General features: G+C 43.5%; 20 protein-coding genes. 8 read left to right on the top strand and 12 right to left on the bottom strand.

The features are described 5' to 3' along the window. Nucleotides 1-20 precede the first annotated feature (20 nt). The 8 genes from ACQ4XT_RS07025 to ACQ4XT_RS06990 form a co-directional block, all read right to left on the bottom strand. On the bottom strand, nucleotides 21-1,547 hold the full coding sequence (locus ACQ4XT_RS07025; protein ID WP_446853054.1) for an RQC-minor-2 family DNA-binding protein: 1,527 nt from the start codon (nucleotides 1,545-1,547) through the stop codon (nucleotides 21-23). Between the two features lie 82 nt (nucleotides 1,548-1,629). Then, on the bottom strand, nucleotides 1,630-2,328 hold the full coding sequence (gene rpiA, locus ACQ4XT_RS07020; RefSeq protein WP_446853053.1) for a ribose 5-phosphate isomerase A: 699 nt from the start codon (nucleotides 2,326-2,328) through the stop codon (nucleotides 1,630-1,632). 907 nt (nucleotides 2,329-3,235) lie between these two features. Continuing rightward, nucleotides 3,236-3,868, bottom strand: coding sequence for a response regulator transcription factor (locus ACQ4XT_RS07015; protein WP_446853052.1), 633 nt, complete (start codon nucleotides 3,866-3,868; stop codon nucleotides 3,236-3,238). Then, nucleotides 3,865-4,905: a sensor histidine kinase gene (locus tag ACQ4XT_RS07010; RefSeq protein WP_446853051.1), complete on the bottom strand. Its 1,041-nt coding sequence runs from the start codon at nucleotides 4,903-4,905 to the stop codon at nucleotides 3,865-3,867. The genes ACQ4XT_RS07015 and ACQ4XT_RS07010 overlap by 4 nt, the downstream gene beginning before the upstream one ends. Further along, the gene (gene liaF / locus ACQ4XT_RS07005) at nucleotides 4,902-5,621 is read right to left on the bottom strand and encodes a cell wall-active antibiotics response protein LiaF (protein WP_446853050.1); all 720 of its coding nucleotides are present in this window, start codon (nucleotides 5,619-5,621) and stop codon (nucleotides 4,902-4,904) included. Before liaF ends, ACQ4XT_RS07010 begins: the two co-directional genes overlap by 4 nt. A gap of 67 nt (nucleotides 5,622-5,688) precedes the next feature. Further along, entirely contained in the window at nucleotides 5,689-6,330 is a 642-nt protein-coding gene (locus ACQ4XT_RS07000; RefSeq protein ID WP_446853049.1) for a PspA/IM30 family protein, read from the bottom strand. 21 nt (nucleotides 6,331-6,351) lie between these two features. Continuing rightward, nucleotides 6,352-6,699, bottom strand: a complete 348-nt coding sequence (locus ACQ4XT_RS06995; RefSeq protein WP_446853048.1) for a lmo0954 family membrane protein — start codon at nucleotides 6,697-6,699, stop codon at nucleotides 6,352-6,354. A 173-nt stretch (nucleotides 6,700-6,872) separates the two neighbouring features. Further along, complete coding sequence (locus ACQ4XT_RS06990; RefSeq protein ID WP_446853047.1) at nucleotides 6,873-7,973, bottom strand: M24 family metallopeptidase; 1,101 nt, start codon at nucleotides 7,971-7,973, stop codon at nucleotides 6,873-6,875. A 181-nt stretch (nucleotides 7,974-8,154) separates the two neighbouring features. Between ACQ4XT_RS06990 and ACQ4XT_RS06985 the strand changes: the two genes are divergently transcribed. Continuing rightward, the gene (locus ACQ4XT_RS06985; protein WP_146815043.1) at nucleotides 8,155-8,556 is read left to right on the top strand and encodes a hypothetical protein; all 402 of its coding nucleotides are present in this window, start codon (nucleotides 8,155-8,157) and stop codon (nucleotides 8,554-8,556) included. A gap of 34 nt (nucleotides 8,557-8,590) precedes the next feature. On the opposite strand, the gene ACQ4XT_RS06980 is transcribed toward ACQ4XT_RS06985, so the two are convergent. Beyond that, the gene (locus tag ACQ4XT_RS06980; protein WP_446853046.1) at nucleotides 8,591-9,178 is read right to left on the bottom strand and encodes a biotin transporter BioY; all 588 of its coding nucleotides are present in this window, start codon (nucleotides 9,176-9,178) and stop codon (nucleotides 8,591-8,593) included. 128 nt (nucleotides 9,179-9,306) lie between these two features. Continuing rightward, entirely contained in the window at nucleotides 9,307-9,804 is a 498-nt protein-coding gene (locus tag ACQ4XT_RS06975; protein ID WP_446853045.1) for a carboxymuconolactone decarboxylase family protein, read from the bottom strand. Between the two features lie 112 nt (nucleotides 9,805-9,916). Here ACQ4XT_RS06975 and ACQ4XT_RS06970 point away from each other — a divergent pair, with 112 nt between their 5' ends. Next, entirely contained in the window at nucleotides 9,917-11,365 is a 1,449-nt protein-coding gene (locus tag ACQ4XT_RS06970) for an HsdM family class I SAM-dependent methyltransferase (protein ID WP_446853044.1), read from the top strand. Nucleotides 11,366-11,419: 54 nt separating this feature from the next. On the opposite strand, the gene ACQ4XT_RS06965 is transcribed toward ACQ4XT_RS06970, so the two are convergent. After that, nucleotides 11,420-13,699 (bottom strand): helicase C-terminal domain-containing protein, encoded by a 2,280-nt coding sequence (locus ACQ4XT_RS06965; RefSeq protein WP_446853043.1) that lies wholly within the window; start codon nucleotides 13,697-13,699, stop codon nucleotides 11,420-11,422. A 173-nt stretch (nucleotides 13,700-13,872) separates the two neighbouring features. On the opposite strand from ACQ4XT_RS06965, the gene ACQ4XT_RS06960 reads away from it, so the two are divergent. From ACQ4XT_RS06960 to cysK, 3 genes are all read left to right on the top strand, one after another. After that, nucleotides 13,873-14,790: an SGNH/GDSL hydrolase family protein gene (locus ACQ4XT_RS06960; RefSeq protein WP_446853042.1), complete on the top strand. Its 918-nt coding sequence runs from the start codon at nucleotides 13,873-13,875 to the stop codon at nucleotides 14,788-14,790. 17 nt (nucleotides 14,791-14,807) lie between these two features. Continuing rightward, the gene (locus tag ACQ4XT_RS06955; protein ID WP_446853041.1) at nucleotides 14,808-15,443 is read left to right on the top strand and encodes a YpmS family protein; all 636 of its coding nucleotides are present in this window, start codon (nucleotides 14,808-14,810) and stop codon (nucleotides 15,441-15,443) included. A 78-nt stretch (nucleotides 15,444-15,521) separates the two neighbouring features. Continuing rightward, nucleotides 15,522-16,451: a cysteine synthase A gene (gene cysK / locus ACQ4XT_RS06950; RefSeq protein WP_446853040.1), complete on the top strand. Its 930-nt coding sequence runs from the start codon at nucleotides 15,522-15,524 to the stop codon at nucleotides 16,449-16,451. A 627-nt stretch (nucleotides 16,452-17,078) separates the two neighbouring features. On the opposite strand, the gene ACQ4XT_RS06945 is transcribed toward cysK, so the two are convergent. Then, nucleotides 17,079-17,690 (bottom strand): trimeric intracellular cation channel family protein, encoded by a 612-nt coding sequence (locus ACQ4XT_RS06945; protein WP_446853039.1) that lies wholly within the window; start codon nucleotides 17,688-17,690, stop codon nucleotides 17,079-17,081. Between the two features lie 300 nt (nucleotides 17,691-17,990). Between ACQ4XT_RS06945 and ACQ4XT_RS06940 the strand changes: the two genes are divergently transcribed. From ACQ4XT_RS06940 to ACQ4XT_RS06930, 3 genes are all read left to right on the top strand, one after another. Continuing rightward, complete coding sequence (locus ACQ4XT_RS06940; protein WP_446853038.1) at nucleotides 17,991-18,527, top strand: helix-turn-helix domain-containing protein; 537 nt, start codon at nucleotides 17,991-17,993, stop codon at nucleotides 18,525-18,527. An 11-nt stretch (nucleotides 18,528-18,538) separates the two neighbouring features. Continuing rightward, a complete protein-coding gene (sda, locus tag ACQ4XT_RS06935) occupies nucleotides 18,539-18,685 on the top strand; it encodes a sporulation histidine kinase inhibitor Sda (protein ID WP_446853037.1) in 147 nt (48 codons plus the stop codon). Between the two features lie 83 nt (nucleotides 18,686-18,768). Further along, entirely contained in the window at nucleotides 18,769-19,470 is a 702-nt protein-coding gene (locus tag ACQ4XT_RS06930; RefSeq protein ID WP_446853036.1) for a YqjF family protein, read from the top strand. Nucleotides 19,471-19,506 lie beyond the last annotated feature (36 nt).

Raw genomic sequence — 19,506 nt, 5'->3', positions numbered from 1 at the left:
CTCCCCTTCATAAAACAGATTTACATGACCTCTTCTGCATAGTCACTGATGGAATAGCCTTTTTGTTGTTTCATAAGCCACCCTTGTTTTTCAAGCTGGTTAAAAAGTTTTTGAATATGTTTTTCAGGCCAGCTTGAAAGGATGCCAAACCATCGTGTTTCATGCAGGTGGAGTTGCCTAAGTTTGTTGGTTGCTTTTCCAGCAAGCACTTGTACTAAGGTATGAGCCGGGTAATCTGTCCCGTAATAGTAGATCAAATCCAGTACTTGTTGAGTTTCTGCATAGGTCAGCGATCTTCCTTTGACGGTAATGATCACATCATTTTCTTCATAGCGGACCTCACTCAATTTATTTTTCAACTCTTCTAAGACGTGGCTGGTCATCGGATATACATTTTCCGGAACAATCTTCTGCCAATCCCGGAGTTCTTTCAACATTCTTACGTCCTCAAGCTCTATTCCGGAAAGCCATATCAGTTCAGATTCCGCTGTACGTTCCGGGATCCGGCTCCGATTTAATTTATCATACATGTAGAGGAGTGGATGCGATTCCACACCTTCTGTTTTACGTTGATAACGCTGAATCTGTTTGACAACATCTAAACTTTCATCGAGCGTTTTTCTGGCGACAGTCAACTGTTTTTTCAACCCCCTTAATTGAATCAGTTGTTCAAGGAGGCGCTGGTTTTGTTCAGCGATTTCATTGAATTGTTTCTCAATGGTAATGACTCGTTTCGTCGCTCGTTCCACATCGAATTCTTCTTCAAGTGCAACTCTGTCTTCATCAATGTAATAAAGCAGGGTATAATCACACCTTTCACAAGAGCAACAGATGCACCGCTCCTTTGAAAGAAAGGCGAGCGATTTCTTATGTGAACAACTCCCTTCCCTTCCTTCCAACCAATCTGCTGGTAAAGTGCGGAAAGGACGCATAACGATGTTGACTCTGTGACGCCAGTAAGCCACATCCTCCGGGTAATTAAGAACCGATAGGAGAGCTGATTGATTCATGACTTCAACTGCATCAATGACATCCCTTTTCTCATGGAACAATCGTACGATCGGGTGATTGTGAAAAGCAGCAGATATTTTATCAATCCAATCCTTGCGATCGTATTCACTTATATGTGATAAAAACAGATAGTCCTCAAGCACTTCCCCTACGTGTTCATAAAGTTGCTCTGAGGAGAGCTGAGTAAAATCTGTACTGTATAAAAACTCTTCTTTTAAAGGTAGTCCATGTTCTTCCGACAAGGACCTCCATAAAAACAATTCTGGGCGCAACAAATGTGGATGGATCGTCTCTTCTTTTTCAAAAGAGACCGGTAGGACAGCTTTTCCTGACAACCCTAGATAGGGGCGAATGTTTGCAACATCAAGAGCTTTGTCGTTGATTTGATCCACGATTGCGTCGTTAAGCCTGGATAGTAACCCCCGTTCAAATTTATGTCCAATCGACCGGATTTGTTTGTTCTTCTTTCCGATCGGTGCAAGTACTACATACGGGTATCGTTGATCCTGGTAAGCAATCCTGTTTGGCAGTCCCATAATGATTCCCCTTTGAATAAGGATTTACTACTATTATAGAAAAAGTATTACGATGTACCAATAAATATAAGTAAAATGGGCGTCATACTGTTAAAATTTCCACGGAATACCCAATGAAAAGCCCCGTTTCTATGACACCTGGGATTGCACTCAACTCTTTTTCCAACGTATCGTGTATATCAGCAAACCTTACGTCCATAATCACATTACCCGCTTCGGTCATAACCGGACCGTCCTTCGCTGTCGCCATACGCAGCTGGATGTGATCACACGTAAAAGTCTGAAGGGCTGTTTCTACAAGATGAATCGCTCGTGGCTCCACTTCTAGTGGAACTGCAAACTTCTCCCCAAGCTTTTCAACATGCTTGCTTTCATCTACTAAAATATACGTTTTTGCAGCGCTTGCCATTACGAGCTTCTCTGCAAAAAGAGCGCCCCCTCTTCCTTTGATAAGACGATGTTTTCCATCTACCTCGTCCGCGCCATCAAATCCCCAATCCGGCTGGTGATTGAGAAGAGAAGTCGTCGTCAGTCCATAATAACTGCAGTTCATTTCTGCCTCCTTAGAAGTGGGCACAGCTAATATATCCAGCTTTTCCTCCGCCACTCTTTCAGCAATCTTTTCGAGAGCAAGAAATGATGTCGATCCTGAGCCGATGCCGACGACATCTCCATCCTTAACAAAACGGCTCACTTGCTGGGCAACTTTTTCTTTTCGATCACGATTTGTAATCTCCCCTGACCAGACCAGCTGACCAGCTAAATTGTTCTTCCATTTCACAGGTATCACCTCTTCCTTTGGTATTCCCGAATGACTTAAAAAACAAGCATGGGTGATAAGGAAAGTGTATCAAATGAAGAAGCCGCTTCCTTATACTCCGACAAAACTTTGTCATTCTTAACGCTGTCTTCACATAAATATAAGGTAATCCATTGTTCTATAGAAAGCAGGGGATGGAATTGAAACGAGTATACTGGAAGTTGTTCATCTTCTATCTCATTCTCATCGCCGCCATCGTACTTGTCACATTAAATCAATAAACCCTAGGGTACTCCTCCATATATGCTCCTGATTGTTAAATTCTCAGTTTCGAGACTTTTGTTAAGTGGATGGGGCTGCGGGGAATAGCTCGCTTTCCGCGGAGCGCGGTGAGCCTCCTCGAGCTTCGCTCTGTGGGGTCTCACCATGCACTTTTTTCCCGCAGGAGTCTCGCCATTCCCCTCCGCCCCTTAATATATAATTTTCTCGAAACCCCTTCCGTAATAAGGCGTTTTATGCACATGGTAATCGGAGGGAAATAAACTCCTAAACACCCTATTCTGCATGCGAAAGGCTTGTTATAGAGTGCTTTATGCTTATAACTTCAGAATAGTGGAAGACGCCCTCCCACAGTAAAGGGGTTCGTTTATCCCTTCTTCGAATGGGGTGGTTGGGAAGTTGCGAGACTCCCGCGGGAATGGATTGGCTGGCAAGACCCCACAGGACGAAGTCCGAGGAGGCTTGCCGTCATCCCCGCAGGAAAGCGAGTAGCTTCCCAGCCACCCCTTGCGCTTAACTCGAGCAACGCCCCCGGAAACATCTTAAGACTGAGTCTTCCACAATCCTGCCATATTGTTGAACAAGCGTTTAATTAATATGGAGTCATTTATATAACCAAAAAAACCTCGACCGTTCTATGGTCGAGGTTTTACTTGATTAAATCGTGTTTGAAGGCATAAATGACAGCCTGGGTACGGTCAGAGACTTGGAGTTTTCCAAGGATATTGCTTACGTGTACTTTTACGGTTTTCAAGGCGATGAACAATTGATCTGAGATATCCTGGTTAGTCTTCCCTTCCGCCATTAGAAGAAGAATTTCTTTTTCCCTTCCTGTCAGCTGATCGTGAAGTTCTGCTCCATCCGGGGTACGCATTTTTGTCATGATTTTACCTGTCACTTCAGGTTCTAAGATGGACTGCCCTGCGTATGTAGAACGAATGGCTTTGGCGATTTCTTCTGCTTTTGATGTCTTGAGCATATAACTTGTCGCTCCTGCTTCGAGTGCCGGGTACACTTTTTCGTCATCGAGAAAACTCGTGACAATAATGACTTTTGCTTCCGGCCATTGTCCGGTTATACGTTTAGTCGCTTCGATGCCGTCCATCTCGTCCATGACTAAGTCCATCAGGATGATATCAGGGCGGTGTTTCAATGCAAGGTCCACAGCTGCCTTTCCATCGTCCGCTTCGGCAATAACCTCAATATCTGGTTGTGCAGATAAGTATGCCGATACTCCAATGCGGACCATTTCATGATCATCAGCAAATAACACGGTAATCATTCTTCCTCGCCTCCTTTTATCCGATGAGGAACTTTCACCTCTAACCGGGTGCCCTGTCCCTTCACGCTTACAATCTTTAATGTCCCTCCAAGTTCAAATGCTCTTTCCTGCATGTTTTGCAGGCCATATGAACTCGTCTTCACCTCTTCCACATCAAAACCGATCCCGTCGTCTACGATACGCAGAATGACGTTATGATCCCTTTCAATCAGCATGACGCTTAGTGAATGAGCTTTCGCATGTCTTAATGTATTGGAAACCGATTCTTGAAGAATCCGGAAAAGCTGATCTTCGATGCCTTTTTCAAGATTTAACGGTTCAACGGACCACTCAATTTCCATCGGTACTTTTTGTGTGAGTTCATAAAGCAGTTCTTCAGCCCCTTCAGCGAGGGACTTACCTTTGAGTGCTACCGGTCTTAAATGAAGAAGCAAAGCTCTCATTTCAAGCTGGGACTGATGAATCATGCGTTCGACCATCTGCATTTGTTTTTTCGTTGCCTGCCAATCATCTGAATCGGTCTCATTAATGGCAGACATCATCATGGAAGCTGCAAATAGTTGCTGACTGACAGAATCATGCAGTTCTCTCGCAAGCCGGTTCCTTTCCTGAACCACCACTTCCTGCAGACTCTTCTCCCGTTCTTCGGCTCTCTCAGTAACCATTCGTTGAGCAAGCTCTGTTTGTTTCGTCATTTTTTCTTCCAGTTGTTTAAGGGCGAGGTCAATCTGCTCCATCTCTTTCAAATCAACCTCTTCTTCCGAAAGCTCATTTCCCTTCGTCAATTCAGACACACGATGTTCGATAGTGAAGAGCTGCCTTCTCCAAAACCATCCCTGGATGATGCCGACCAAAAACCCGAAAGTTAATGCAATGAACAAAACAAAGAAAATATAAGGAAGATCAAAAACGTCTCTTTCTAAAAGCTCCCCCCACGAACCAAAAGGAAAGGCATAGAACGTAATAGCCAACAACAAAATGGTGAACCCGAAAAAAGTAAAGGTACCGGACAACAACTGCCTATGCCATACGTTCATACACGCTTCACCTCAAGCTCTCCGGAAACCATAGACGTAATGATCTTCACGCGTGGCTTTTCTTTTCGGTATCCTTCGGTTTGGTAGGAGACGACCTGGTTAAGGACTTTGGACTTTTTATATTGGAAAATGGATGCGCGTCCAATGAGCGCACTATGATGGATGCTCACCTCTACTTCATAAGGGACATAAACAGTCAGATTGCCAATCCATTGTCGTATAGAAATGACGGCCTCATCGTGAGGGAGAACCGTCTGGCTCAAATCGACAATCCTGTCCCCGAATCCACCGTGTATGTTGATATCCTTCCATTCATATGAAGTTTTCGGTGTAGCGTCATCACCAAAGAACTTCTGCTTTAATAATGGTTCCTGATCAGGGATCTCCTTGTGGTTGTCAATGATTTCAGGTCGGATGTGTTCTGGCTTTTCCCTTGATTTGAAGTAATCTCTTAAGAACATCAGAATCATTGCAATGACGAGGAACCTTACAGCAATCATACTCAATACTGTGAAAATTAAACTGATCAAACCAATCCAAAAAAGGATTTTCCTCCACAAAGGACGATAGTTTTTCCACCCGATATACATAAGGACTCCTGAGAAGACGACCGAAAATACAAGACCCCCATTGAAAAAGACGATTTCTACAACGAGGAGAATCACCCCTATGATTAAAATTGTGTTGATTGTATCGGTCGAAAGCTTTTTAAGCATAAAGGTCATCCCCCTCTCTCAAATCGATAAAGACGCAGAAATCTGCGCCTTCATCATACCATGTTTTCTATTTAGCAGGTACTTCTTCCCTTTTCTCTATTTCTTTTTCCAATTGGGCCATCTTACTGTCAAACGTATTATGATAATAGGCGCTGTTCACTTTGTACTCGAGGTCCTCAATGTAGCGGTCGATCTCTGAAAATCTGGAGTAAGGCTTGTCCGCTGTGTCCTCTATTACACGATTCATGCGATGATGAGCACGGGCAATGTTTTCACGTCCCATCAGGTCCATCCGTTTTAAATGCATATCCTTCAGTTTGTGCTTCATTTCTTCATATTTACGTTCAAGGGCCTCCAGCTGCTCAATGCTGTCCCTTCTTGATGCTTGAAGGCGGTCAGCTCTTGCCTCATATTCTTCCTGCTCTTTGACGGCGAATTCATACATCGTGGATTCCCCGGCTTTTTCAGCGACCGCAGCCTGGCGTCTGCGCTTGTCCGCCATATCCTGTGCTTTCTGTAACTCACGGGAAAATTCATCTTTCAATCGGTACTGTCGCTCCACAAGCTTCCTTACCTTCTCCGTTTCTTTTTCACTTTCACGCAAATATTGATTTAACATAGCGATTGGATTCTTTTGTTCTTTTTGATCCAACGCCTCGTGCAGATCTGCCGTAATGGAATCTTTCAATCTCGTAAATAAGTTAGCCATACTGTTTTTCTCTCCTTTAGTTTATTTGTTCATTTCTGCCCATTGTCGTTCAAAGTTGGTAAAAGGATCATCAGACTTGGATGAACGTACCTCTTCGCTTTTGCTTGTCCAATTTTTATAGACCCAATAAAGCGCAAAAGCAGCTGCTACACCGATTACTGCATAGACATTTGAGACGGCTATACTGAGAATGATCAATCCAAGAACGACCCAGCCGATTTTTCCGGCCGTAGAATCACTTTTCATGAACTGTTTGAACACGACATACAGCAGCCAGACACTTACACCCAGGAGGATCATCGGTCCTAAATTGGCAAGCAATACAGTAAGAGCGACTAATCCAGCCAGGAATAGTAAAAATTTCTTCATCGTTTTTCCCTCCTTGCTGATTTCTTGTCTTTATCATATCGAGAATAGAATCGTGTGGTAATGAGCCAGAGATATATTTTCATCTAAGACCAGAGGCGTATAGCATGATAGAGATTTTCGGAGAGAGAACACAACGCACACAAAAAGGCCGCCCAAAAAAGGCGGCCTTTCTTTTATTCAATAATACGCAGTTCCTTCGGTGTTTTTGTCAATGTCACATATCCGTCTGCTGTAACGAGTACATCGTCTTCCAAACGCACCCCGCCGACTTCCGGATCATAGATGCCAGGCTCAATCGTGTACGTCATTCCCTCTTTCAAGACGCCATCATTCAAATGACTCATGGAAGGAAATTCGTGAACGTTGATTCCAAGACCGTGACCGATGCGGTGTGGGAACTTGTCTCCGTACCCCGCATCTGTAATGACGTCTCGTGCAACTTGATCAAGGTCGCCGATTCGTGTCCCCGGCTTGCTTATGGCAAGCGAAGCGTCCAAGGCTTCCTTCACTTTATTGTAAATCACCTTTTGTTCTTCACTCACAGAACGATAAGCAAACGTGCGAGTAATATCAGACGTGTATCCTTTCCATACGACGCCAAGGTCGAATAAAACAAAGTCTCCTGGCTTCAGACGACGGTCTCCAGGATTTCCGTGGGGTTGACCTGATTTTTCACCAAACAGGACCATCGTAGAGAAGGACATTTCCGCAACGCCTTTTTTCTTCAATTCATATTCAATCTTAGCGAGAACTTCCATTTCAGTGATTCCCTCTTCAAGGGTTTCCACTCCCACACTCACACCGAAGTCTGCAAGCTCGGCCGCTTCTTTCATAATGCTGATTTCATGATCATCTTTGACGACACGCATGTCATTCAATTGTCCTTCAATATCTTCAACCTTCACATCTTCAAAAAGATCAAAAAAGGATTCACTGCGCCCGTAGGAAAGAACTTGTTTTTCTATCCCTACCGTTTTCACATTTGCAATGCCGTTCTCTTTCATCTTATCCGCCATCATCTGCCATGGATTTTCATGATCAGCATACCCAATCACTTCCTTCGTCCATCCGGCATCACGGATTTGGCCTTTTTCCATACCGGGCAGTACAGCAATCGGAGCCGCTTCAGGGAAAACGAGCAATCCAAGCAGCCTTTCGTGTGGGTCTGTATGGAATCCAGTCAGATAAAAAAAGTTTTCTGTTGAATTAATAAACGCTGCATCAACGTTTGTGTCTTTTAAGTATTGAGAAAATTGTTCCAATCGATGTTCCAACATTCATCACTCCTCTTTGCTTCTTTTTTCATCATAGCTCAATCTTTACAGCAATCCAAATCACACAAAAGTCCGAAAACGGGAGTGAACGTTTGGCGACACTTTTACCTTTTTCATTCTCAATAGAGGGAGCATTCGATATAATGGCGAAAGGTGATTAAAGTTTAGGAGGTGAAATGATATGGACCGTACTCGTTTTTTTGTGCGGGTTGCTGCCATTTACGCACTAATCGGCGCATTTATGGGTTCTCATATGGCCGGCGGAGGGGGATTGCAACTAAGCGCGATTCACGCTCACATCCTCGTTGTTGGATGGCTTTCTCTTTTTGCTTTCGGCATTTATTATAGAGTGTTCTCCATACCCAAGGATTCTAAGCTCGCTACAGCGCACGTATGGACATCCTTCTTTGGTGTGTTCGGTTTAACCGTCGGTATGTGGCTGTATTACACCCAGCCTCTTCCAGGATTGAGCACGTTCAACACGATTTTCTTCATCGTGGGAGGAACCGTCCTTCTCATCGCTTTCGTCTTATTTGCGATCATGACTTTCGTTCATGGCAAACAAATTTCCGAAAACGCATAAAAAGAGATCCGCTTATCATAGCGGATCTCTTTTCTTATGCGGCTTGTCTTAGCGGGGTACGTTGCAGCAATGTTTTTTCTAATCGTATAGCAAAATAAGCGGCTACAATGGCTAAGGCAATATCTTTAATTAAAAATGGCACCATGCTTGACCAAGCCAAAACGAACCCAATGCCGTCTCCTCCAACCCAGAAATTCAGAGCAAGATAGAAAAGATTGACACCGATAAAATAGTTCAACACAATGCCGACAAGGGCTGCGGTGATATAAGTCGGAAGGTTTCGTTTAGACTCCGCAATCTTACCAACAAAGAACGCTAAGATTACATATGAAACAATAAATCCGAAAGTCGGGGATATCAAAACCGAGATCCCACCCGAAAACCCAGCAAAAATCGGCGCCCCTGCCAGCCCTAAAAGAGCATAGACAAAAACAGAGAATGAACCTAATCTGCTACCCAGGACGAGCCCCGCGAGAATAGCAAAGAATGTTTGGAGCGTCAGCGGTACGCCCATGACTTGTAAAAATGGCATGAATGCTGTGATGTTGGCTCCAATCGCCATGAGAGCAACGAACAAGCTTCCCAAGGTAATGTCGTAAGCCGATAAACGAGATGATTTCATTACGGTGTCCTCCTACATATAAAATCTCATGAACTATTATTAAGATACGAGAAATCACCTCATAATGTCAACTTAGTTTTTTTGAAGTTAACAAAAAGGGCGCCGTTTGGACGGCGCCCTTTTTATCTTTATAATCCCAGCCCCATTGAAAGTTGGTTCGTATAACTTGTATAAGCAATCGTTTGATTTAACGCTGACATTTTCTGAGCATCATAACCATGCTCCTTCAACCGTTCCACATCTTCTTTCGTCACTTCTACTGGTTTAGCAATTAAGCGCTTCGCATACGTGAGTACAGCTTTCCATTCCTCACTCATGTCAGAGTCCTCATAATGGCTAAGCCAGTCCAACACATCCTCCTGATCTACCAGCTCTTCAAGCAATTTGGAGTGACTATCCGTGCAGTATTTGCATCCATTCTTCATGGAAACGAACGTAATGACCGCTTCTCGCAAGTCGTCCGGAAGGTCTGTCTCCTTAATTGCTTTCTGCAAAGGGAGAAAAGCTTCATATAATTTTTCATCATTCGCCAGCAGCCGGTCAAACAAAGGGGCTGGATTGGGGATATTGTTTTGCACGTGGAGTTCCTTCATTTCTTTTTGTTTTACTGGTTTAATCCATGGCATCGCTACACCACTCCTCTATCATTCTTTTTAACTAGGAAATAATAACCTATTATATGGTGACTTCTTCCTCCTTTTGTAGTAATATAGACTCAAAAAGTAGGAGGGGGAGTATATGTTTTCTCCTCAAAGGACGATGGGGCAATATACAACCCCAAAAGAAACGGTGCAATATATGACTCGAAAGCTTTTATCTGAACTTCCTACAAAGAGCAACATGAAGATTCTTGACCCCGCGACCGGGGACGGCATTTTCATCCAAGCATTGCTGGAAGAAGGCCTTTCAACTGAAAGCCTCTATGCTTTTGATATCGACCGAAAAACAGCTGCTCCTCATCCTGATATTCATTTCCACTATGAAGATTTTCTAAAGGTTGATCAACCAGGGCAATATGACGCAATCATAGGCAATCCTCCCTATAAATCTAAACGGCAAAGTCCTTACTTTTCCGAAAACCGGGAAAGAATCCAACGTGAATTTGGAAAGGTTGGTATTCATAACTTATATTCCCTCTTTATTCACAAAGGCATACAATGCTTGAAACCCGGTGGAGTGATGACAATGATTGTACAAGACTCATTCCTTACAAACATTTACTACAAAAGCTTTCGTGAATTTCTACTAAAAGAGACCGAAATCAAAGAAATCGTTCTTGCTCCAAGACGTCTTTTTCATAAAGGGAAAGCCGATGTACGTACTGCCATCATTACTCTAAAGAAAAGAGACATAGAAGCAGTTCCCTCCACACAAATGAGGCTGGTAGATCGTCTAAAAGATCAAGATTATGACGATCCTCCTGAGAATCACATCCAGTATCTATCACAGCAAACGTTTGAGCAGATGCCCGCTAATAACTTTGCAATCAATGTACCTGAAGATATCTTGAGCCACTTCGAATCCCCTTACCGAACCCTGGGAAGTGTCCTTAAAGGAGGGACTGGTATATCTACCGGAGACGATCGTTTTTTCTTACGGTCATTCCAGGATGGACATGTGCCACCCGAATGGATCCCTTTTTATAAAAATGGTGGAAGGAAAGATGCCTGGTATTATGAACCGAAGTACTACATCCACAAAAATTGGCCGGACTATGTTGAGAGTAATACGAACTTCACGGTACGGAACCGCTCCTATTTCTATCAGAGAGGCATTACCTGCTCGTCCATGGGGGTGGATTTCTCCGCGGCCTTACTTCCAGAAGGATCCTTGTTCGGTGTGAACGCCAACCTCTTTCCAGAACGCGAGGAAGATCTTTACTACTTTCTCAGTCTGTTAAACAGCAAGTTGATTAAGTATATGGTAAGAAAAGTCCTCAACCGAACCAACATGATCACGTCTGGCTACATCAAGAAGATTCCGTACATAGAACCTGACCCTCTGCAAAAGCAGGTAATGATTGAAACAGCTCGGAGTATCGTTGATAAGAAGAAAGAGAATCCATCTTTTCAAACGGATGATTGGCAGTCGCTGGTGGATCAAACCGTTTATGAAATCTATGGAATATCGAGTGCCAGTCGTTCAAAAGTCCATGATTTCTGCCATGATATTACGGAGAAGATTTGACTCTTCTCCACCCCACCTCTCCTTTTCCGTCACAATATTTCCTGGGAAATCAAATCATTTAAGAATTCGATAATTTCCCCAATCATCAGGTAGAAGCTGCAAATATTTGCGCGAAAGAAAGCGGTCATCGACAAGCTGAATCGACCCGTGATCTTCTTCTGAACGGATCAACCGCCCCCCCGCCTGCAACACCTTGTTCATACCCGGATAAACATAAGCGTAATCATAGCCGTTTCTTCCCTTTTGATTAAAGTAATCTTTGATTAACTCCTTTTCGAAACTTCTTGGAGCAAGGCCGATACCTACTACGGCTACGCCGTTTAAACGATCTCCTCGAAGGTCTACACCTTCAGAAAATATACCTCCCAAGACGGCGAAACCGACGAGTCGACCTCCTTCCTCAAATTGAGCAAGGAAGTCTTCTCTTCTTTCTTCATCCATTCCCCTCTCCTGCATGACCGCATGCACAGAAGAGAAGTTTTTGAATTCACGATAAACCATTTCCATGTAATGATAGGAAGGGAAAAAGAAAAGGTGATTCCCTTCGTGGAGCTTCACCTGATCATGCAGACGCTTAGTTAGTTCTCCAACTGTCTTCTCCCTGCTCTTATACCTCGTCGACAAAGGAGTGATCATCACATCAATTTGCGATGAGTCATAGGGCGACGGCAAGTGTAAGATATAATCCTCTTTGGTCCCCCCAAGCATCTCTTTATAATAAGCAAATGGTGAAAGAGTTGCTGAAAAAAACACCCCCGACCTGAAGGTTTTCGTTGTTTCCCGCAGGACGTGTGAAGGATCGAGACAAAACAGCTTGAATATAAAGTCTCCCTCGCTTGTACTCTCCCCTAACAAACGATAGTGTTCATCTACATATTCGAGGATTTTTAAGAATCTCTGCGACTGAAAATATACATCCAGCAGCTGTTCAGATCTTTCCCCTTCCGTATTCTCCTGTAAAAGCGACTCCGCTTCTGCAAGGAAACGTTCTATGTTTTCTTCCAACTCTCCAGGCACCTGTTCCAGCTGAATAAACTCTTCCTTGGGAGAATAAAAACGATCCAAGTCTTTACTGATTGCGTCAGCCACTTTAACTAAGTTCTCTTCCTCGCCTTCCCAGTCAGCCGCAACTCTTTCATAGGATTGCTTGGCAACGGAAGCTGAATACATCTCACGAGCACGTTCTACAAGGTTATGACTTTCATCCACAAGCAGTGCTGTTTTTTTCTTCCGGTCCGGCATCAGACGTTTCAGTGAAACCCGAGGGTCAAAGATGTAATTATAGTCACCAATGATCACATCACACACATCCGTAAGGTCCAGTGAAAATTCGAAGGGGCAAACTTTATGTTTTCTTGCATAGGATTCAATAACCGAACGTGTCATTTGTGTTTCATGAAGAAGAATATCGACAATAGCTCCATTAATTCGGTCATAGTAGCCATCGGCAAATTCACAGTATTCCGGCTGACAAATCGTCTCTTCCTGGAAACAGATTTTATCTTTGGCCGTCAAGGTAACCGACCGGAGGCTGAGTCCTGTCTCTCCCATCTTCAGTAGAGCTTCTTCAGCTGTGGCTCTTGTAATCGTCTTTGCCGTTAAATAATAAATCCTTTCCAAATCATCCAATTGCAATGCTTTAATAGCTGGAAACAGGGTGGATATTGTCTTCCCAATCCCTGTGGGCGCTTGAGCAAACAAGTTCCTCTTTTCTTCAATCGTGCGGTAAACACTTCCCGCCAGCTTCCGCTGACCGTCACGATAACTCGGAAATGGAAAGTTCAAATCAGGGACTGTTTTTTCTTTTTGCTCTCGCATATGAAGAAGGATCCGCGCATAAGATGCGTATTCGCTGACTGTTTCTTTCATGAATTGATGCAATTCCTCGTATGTAAATGTACGTAGGAGCCGCTTTTTTTCTTTTGTTTTTTTCTGGACATATGTCAACTGCACCCGGATGTTCTGCAGCTCTTCTTGGGCTGCATAGATAAAGGCATACCCTTTGGCCTGGGCCCAGTAAAGGGGATAAGTGGTATCATCAATTTCCTCAAGATCCCTTGCTGTAGATTTGATTTCGTCAATCACCGGTCCTTTTTCCGTATCCAATAATCCATCGCACCGGCCCTGGACCTTTAGGCTAAACCCTTCCTGATGAAATTCATATTCCAGGAATACTTCTGATTCGTCCTTTTCTTTGTATTTCTTTTGCACTTCTTGATGTATGGCCGTCCCTTCCACGAGTGATGTATTCGTTTGAAAACGTTCGTCAATGCTTCCCGTCCTGTACACATAGGAAACAAGATCTCGAACGGAAATCGTCATTTTTGTGTCCATCGATCTTCCTCCCTTCTTAGTGGTTTTATTTTCTTACCCTCATCTTCTAACACTCTTTTCCGTATGTCTATTGTATAGGACCATGATATAATTGTGGTTAAAACTTTTCATTTCCCATTGAATGGGAAGAACATATAATAGAAATGAGATTACCCTTCAGGAGGGATTCAGCCTTGAAAAAATGGAGATGGATGGCAGCCGTCGCACTCTCCTTCTTGATTGCCTTTTTTATCGTAGCAGCTTTTATATATACCCCGGAAGAAGAACCGTCGACTGAACCAAAAGACTCACAGCAGACAGTGGAAACTCCACCTGCTCAAGAACAACAGATGGAAAGCGAAGAACCCGAAGAAGAAAGTGAAGACAATGAGAGTAAACTGAGTGAAGGATTACGTGAAGTCTTTACTAGTGTGATCGAAAGTGCTCGGGATGTTTTTATTAAAGATGATCTAAATATTGTAGCTATTGGTGACTCTTTGACACAAGGTGTTGGAGATTCTACAGAAAATGGCGGATATATTGGGATTCTCGAAGAAACTTTCAATGCCAATCCGGATACAGAGACCCTCAATATAACAAACTACGGAAAACGGGGAAATCGGACAGACCAAATGCTGGAACGGATGGAAGATGAGGAAATTGCCGATTCCCTGCAAGAAGCAGACCTGATTTTGATTACCATCGGCGCCAACGATGTTATGAAAGTAGTGAAAAATAATTTTACAAGCTTGAATTATCAGGATTTTGTTGAGGAGCAAGAAGGTTACGAAGACCGGATGCGCGACATTTTCGACCGGGTTCAGGAGTTGAATCCTGATGCCCCTGTATATCTACTGGGTCTTTATAATCCTTTTAACCAATACTTCATGAACATCCCCGAACTTGGACAAATTATGGGAGATTGGAATGCCATCAGTCGTCGTATCACCGACGACTACGAACAAGCCTCCTTCATTCCGATCCGGGACTTGTTTGAAGGAAATGAAGAAGAGCTCCTTTGGGAAGAAGACCTTTTCCATCCCAATGAAAGAGGTTATAAAAAGATGGCCGAGCGCGTGTTACAATACATTAGAGAAGACATCGAACAATAACAGGTGGAATGTATAAGATGAAACGATTATTGTTAAATAATAAATGGAGAACATCCTTTTGGCTGCTGGCTCTGATTAATGTGGGGGTTGTCATTTGGCTTGTCGCTTTAGTTTTCTTACCAAGTTCTTATACCATCGTTAATGTGGATCAAGAGAAAGAAAGCCCTGATGCCGAGTTCACCATCGTTTCTACAAAAGAGAACATGGAGCAACTCGCTAATGAATACCTCTCAGAACTTTCAACCCAGACAGTTTTCGATTACTCGATCACTTTAGACCGAAATGTAACATTATCAGGTAACATCAAGGCCTTTGATCAGGTCATCCCGATTAACGTAGAGTTACATCCTGAAGTGCAGGAAAATGGAGATCTTGTTCTAAGACAAGAGAAAATTTCTTTAGGAAAGCTTCCCCTTCCTAATAAAAAGGTATTGGAATTCGTGAAAGACAACTATAACTTACCTGAATGGGTCATCGTAAATCCAAATGAAGAAAACATCTATGTTGCGGTCACACAAATGGACACGGCAAGTAATTTCAATGTGAAAGTCGACCGGTTCAACTTGAACTCCAACCAGCTTGCGTTCAAAATTGCTGTGCCGAGCAACACTTTCCAATTTGCACAACGAGTTGTAAATGATCATTTGGAGTGACAAGCAAAGCAGATGAACGTCTCCATTCAACTATGATAAAATTGGACTACCATTCCAAACGATAAGGAAGTGACAGATATGCGCGTGGTTAATAATATTGCCGATTTAATTGGAGATACACCTTTAGTTAAGCTGAATCGAATTGCGCCAGAAGGCGGAGCCGATATTTATATGAAGTTGGAAAAATACAATCCAAGCGGAAGTGTCAAAGACCGTGCCGCTTTCAATATGATGGAACAAGCTGAGAAGGATGGACACCTTAAAAAAGGAGCAACGATCATCGAACCGACCAGCGGGAACACAGGGATCGGCATTGCTATGAACGCCGCTGCAAGAGGATACAAAGCCATTCTTGTCATGCCGGATACAATGACTCAAGAACGGATTAACCTTTTGAAGGCATATGGTGCCGAGATTGTTCTGACACCTGGAGATGAAAAAATGCCGGGAGCCATCGCCAAAGCCAAAGAACTGGTCGATGAAATTGAAGGAAGCTTTATGCCCATGCAATTTGAAAACATGGCCAATCCAGACGCTCACCGCCATACAACGGCTGCAGAAATTATCGAAGCTATTGATGAGCTCGGCAAACCTCTATCCGCTTTCGTTTCTACTGCTGGAACGGGTGGTACCATTACTGGAACAGGTGAAGAGCTGAAAAAACGTTTCGAAGATTTGACCATCCATGTAGCAGAACCTGCAGGCTCCCCTGTACTTTCCGGTGGAAAGCCCGGAAAGCATAAGCTTGTTGGGACAAGCCCAGGTTTCGTTCCTTCCATCTTGAACCAGGAAGTGTATGATGAAATTTTCCAAGTGACAGATGAAGATGCTTACGACATCACTCGCAGGCTCGCTCGTGAAGAAGGCTTGCTCCTTGGGACTTCCTGTGGTGCGGCCTGCTGGGCAGCCATTCAGGTGGCCAAAAAGAAAAAGCCGGGAGAAGTCATCGTATGTATCGCTCCCGACACCGGGGAACGTTATCTATCTGGAGACTTATTCCGCTACTAAAACAAACAAAGCACTCAGAGCCTCCAAACTCTGAGTGCTTTTTTATATCCCTCTTTCACTAAAGCTCCCTTTACTTGAAGACTCAGTTTCGAGACGATTGTGTGGTTCTGGGGCTCCGGGAAAAGGTTCGCTTTCCATGGGGCGGGCGGTGAGCCTCCTCAGGCTCCGCCTCCCGGGGTCTCACCTGTCCCACGCGTCCCATAGGAGTCTCACCGTTTCCCTCCGCCCCTTAACTTTATAAGTGTCTCGAAACCACTTATGTTTTTCATACCTAAGAGAGCCGCAGGCGTATATACTTGTTAAGCAAGCATTCAGAGATCTTTTTAACTAGAGAGCAGCGGTTTTGAAAGTTGTTTTACACTGTATGTGAATTCCACTTCTCACAACCATACAAGCTGATTTTTTAGAAATGGTTTCGAGACACTTATATCGCAAAGGGCGGAGGGGAATGGCGAGACTCCTGCGGGGAAAAAGTGCAGGGTGAGACCCCACAGGACGCAGTCCGAGGAGGCTCACCGCGCTCCCGCGGAAAGCGAGCTATTCCCCGCAGCCCCACCCACTCAATAAAAGTATCGAAACTGAGTCTTCAAGAAACCTGCCATTTAGCTTAAGAGATACTCCAATACTTTACAGGCGGTATAGGTCTCTGAAGCGTAAGTGCCAGCCTAGGTGGAAGGAGGCCACACGGCAGATGATGACGAGAAGGAAGATCATATAGGTCTGCCAGGCGCTTTCGATATCAATCCAACCTAATCCTATAAGGAGCCCTGCCATCAATGCCCAGACAGCGTATATCTCCTGGTGCATGACCATGGGGCGGCGCTGAGCAAGGACATCCCTCGTTACTCCTCCCCCGACACCTGTTAGGATAGCAGCAAAAATAATCCCTCCAAGAGGAAAACCATTTTCTATAGCAAAAGACGCTCCTTGAAGCGCAAATGCAGATAAACCGACCGCATCGGGGTAGATATTCCAACGATCCCAGGTCATGACCCACGTTTTAGGGAAGAAATAGACAATGGCAATGGTACCGAGGGCTACATAAAACAGGTAACCTTGTTCCCAGACATGGACGACCGGTACATCCAGGGCAATATTTCTGATGATTCCTCCTGCGAATGGTGTCGCAATACCAAGTATAAATGTGCCAAATATATCGTATCTTTCATTTAATGCTACAATCGCACCACTAAAAGCAAACGCCGACACGGCTAGTATGTTCAATATTTCCCATGTCATCGTCATCCCCCTCCCTGATGATCCATTTTTTTAACCTGTTTTCCGTTTATTTCAGACTGATTGATTATAACAAATTCTCATTGATAAAATAGGCATTTTTTATATATTTTTGATAGAATGCTAATGCTAAGTAGAGAATAGATGAGGATACTTCCCCATCCATTCCTTATTACACCTTTAATGGGAAATATAACGATATATATAAGAAAAATCCATGATTTTGTTGCAATCTGCCACAAGGAATATCGCTAAGAAAAACGAACTAATTATATGAAAACAGAAATCAGGATGTGGAAAAAAATGAGAAGATGGCTAATCCAATTAAGAAAAGAACAACAATTAACCCAGCAAGAAGTTGCAGCAGGAGCTCACATTGACCGTGCCTATTATGCTCAAATTGAACATGGCACACGAAATCCAAGTATGACGGTCGCTTCTCGCATTGCTTCCTACCTTCATATTAATCCCTCACTCTTTTTTTCCGAACATTTGAGTGAGCCTTTTGAAGCAGCACTCACAGGTTCCCCCATTACAATTGCCCATTGTGACCTTGAACATCGTTATACATGGCTCTTCAATAATCACCTTGACTTTACGATGAGCAAAGTCATTGGTAAAAGGGTGGATGAAATATTCCAACATGAATCCACAGAGGAATTATTGAACATAAAGAAAAAAGTAGTGTTAGAAAATCAACCTATAAGAAAAGTGGTATCCTTCCCACTTTCAGAGGGGACCATCGTCTACGATATCTTCTGCAAGCCCATCCATGATTCCAAGGGCAATATTATAGGAACAGCAAGTGTTTCAATGGAATTGATGAAACCACACATGTAGGGGGCCATAAAATGATCATTGAACAGCTCTCTTCAAGGTTATTAAAAGATACACTCCTAAGAGCTATAGACTTAAAACTTGAAGACGAATTCATATATTTACTGAAAGAGGAAATATCAAAAAGAGAAAATGAAGAAAGCTTGGTAAAAAAACTATAACCTTTCATATCATCATCACAGTGAAAGCATCTAGATGTATGATTCAATGATCCTCAGGGTAAACCATGATAGAGGTGATACACATGGACCGAAATCATTGGATTATGCATCAAGAATGGAATGACTTGATTTTTATGCACTGGCCTGTTCCGACAGAAGCATTACGACCTTTCATTCCACCTGCCTTTACTATCGATGAATATGACAATTCAGCCTGGATTGCCATCGTTCCCTTCCGCATGCAAAATATCCGCTTCCGCGCTCTCCCCTCTCTCCCATTCGGTAATCAACTGCTTGAATTAAATGTTCGCACATACGTTACGTTCAATGGTGAACCAGGTGTCTATTTCATTACTCTTGATGCGAACCATCCCCTTGGTGTGTTTTTAGCCCGCACGCTGTTTGGACTCCCTTATGTGCATGCGCAAATGAGAATGGATCAAACCGAGACGGGCTACCAGTTTACGAGCAGACGGGTTCATAAAAATTACCCTGCTGCTCATTTTCACGCAAGCTTCCATACGGTATCGAACCCTGTACATGCTCAGCCAGGGTCCCTCATTTATTGGTTAACCGAAAGGTATGCGTTATGGGTGGTGAAACGTTCTAAGATTTACAAGGGCCCTATTCTCCACAAGAACTGGAGGCTGCAAAAGGCGGAGGCCGATATCCAAATGAACCAACTTGTGGATTTCCTCCCCCCTTCTCTATTTAAAACAAAGCCCATCACATATTTCTCCAAGTCACTGCACACGAGAATCTTTCCTTTTGAAAGAAAAGGCTGAAACAGAATCTTTGACAGTGATATATATAAATAATAC

The organism is Halobacillus sp. 12SKB (genome assembly GCF_052941655.1).
Note: the sequence above shows the minus strand (reverse complement) of the source record. Positions and strands in the feature narration are given on the sequence as shown.

Bases quoted from the DNA above. Each gene is read 5' to 3' on its own strand.
- ACQ4XT_RS07025 (WP_446853054.1), bottom strand. From the start codon at position 1,547: ATGGGACTGCCAAACAGGATTGCTTACCAGGATCAACGATACCCGTAT.
- ACQ4XT_RS07015 (WP_446853052.1), bottom strand. From the start codon at position 3,868: ATGATTACCGTGTTATTTGCTGATGATCATGAAATGGTCCGCATTGGA.
- ACQ4XT_RS07010 (WP_446853051.1), bottom strand. From the start codon at position 4,905: ATGAACGTATGGCATAGGCAGTTGTTGTCCGGTACCTTTACTTTTTTC.
- liaF (WP_446853050.1), bottom strand. From the start codon at position 5,621: ATGCTTAAAAAGCTTTCGACCGATACAATCAACACAATTTTAATCATA.
- ACQ4XT_RS07000 (WP_446853049.1), bottom strand. From the start codon at position 6,330: ATGGCTAACTTATTTACGAGATTGAAAGATTCCATTACGGCAGATCTG.
- ACQ4XT_RS06995 (WP_446853048.1), bottom strand. From the start codon at position 6,699: ATGAAGAAATTTTTACTATTCCTGGCTGGATTAGTCGCTCTTACTGTA.
- ACQ4XT_RS06985 (WP_146815043.1), top strand. From the start codon at position 8,155: ATGGACCGTACTCGTTTTTTTGTGCGGGTTGCTGCCATTTACGCACTA.
- ACQ4XT_RS06980 (WP_446853046.1), bottom strand. From the start codon at position 9,178: ATGAAATCATCTCGTTTATCGGCTTACGACATTACCTTGGGAAGCTTG.
- ACQ4XT_RS06975 (WP_446853045.1), bottom strand. From the start codon at position 9,804: ATGCCATGGATTAAACCAGTAAAACAAAAAGAAATGAAGGAACTCCAC.
- ACQ4XT_RS06970 (WP_446853044.1), top strand. From the start codon at position 9,917: ATGTTTTCTCCTCAAAGGACGATGGGGCAATATACAACCCCAAAAGAA.
- ACQ4XT_RS06965 (WP_446853043.1), bottom strand. From the start codon at position 13,699: ATGGACACAAAAATGACGATTTCCGTTCGAGATCTTGTTTCCTATGTG.
- ACQ4XT_RS06955 (WP_446853041.1), top strand. From the start codon at position 14,808: ATGAAACGATTATTGTTAAATAATAAATGGAGAACATCCTTTTGGCTG.
- cysK (WP_446853040.1), top strand. From the start codon at position 15,522: ATGCGCGTGGTTAATAATATTGCCGATTTAATTGGAGATACACCTTTA.
- ACQ4XT_RS06945 (WP_446853039.1), bottom strand. From the start codon at position 17,690: ATGACATGGGAAATATTGAACATACTAGCCGTGTCGGCGTTTGCTTTT.
- ACQ4XT_RS06940 (WP_446853038.1), top strand. From the start codon at position 17,991: ATGAGAAGATGGCTAATCCAATTAAGAAAAGAACAACAATTAACCCAG.
- sda (WP_446853037.1), top strand. From the start codon at position 18,539: ATGATCATTGAACAGCTCTCTTCAAGGTTATTAAAAGATACACTCCTA.
- ACQ4XT_RS06930 (WP_446853036.1), top strand. From the start codon at position 18,769: ATGGACCGAAATCATTGGATTATGCATCAAGAATGGAATGACTTGATT.